This is a genomic window from Vogesella mureinivorans, from assembly GCF_007644035.1.
In the GTDB taxonomy this organism is placed as follows: domain Bacteria; phylum Pseudomonadota; class Gammaproteobacteria; order Burkholderiales; family Chromobacteriaceae; genus Vogesella; species Vogesella mureinivorans.
The window spans coordinates 1-385 of record NZ_VMTV02000884.1; the positions used below are offsets into that span (position 1 = coordinate 1).

Annotated in this window: 1 protein-coding gene; it reads left to right on the forward strand. The window is 64.7% G+C overall.

Going from position 1 to position 385, the window contains the following annotated elements; all coding sequences use genetic code 11:
- The coding region (locus FLQ44_RS20090; protein WP_276607894.1) for an alpha-L-arabinofuranosidase C-terminal domain-containing protein at positions 1-385 on the forward strand (385 nt) is incomplete at both ends.

The window sequence follows — 385 nt, forward strand, 5'->3', positions numbered from 1 at the left end:
CGAGACGATCATCGCGGGGCATTCGGCGGTTATGGACGAGTACGATCCGGAAGGGATGCTGGGCATCGCGGTTGACGAATGGGGCACGTGGTACGACCCCACCCCGGGTTCGCCTGATGGACACCTCCAGCAGCAGAACAGCGTGCGCGACGCCTTGGTGGCCGCCGCCCATTTCAACATCTTCCATCGTCACGCCGGGCGGGTGCACATGAGCAACATCGCCCAGATGGTGAACGTGCTGCAGGGCCTGATCCTGACCGACGGTCCAGAGATGGTGCTGACGCCCACCTATCACGCCTTCATGCTCTACAAGCCGTTCCAGAACGCCGGCGTGCTGCCGCTGACGCTGGACGACGGCGACCCGGGCGACAGGCCCATGGTGGAC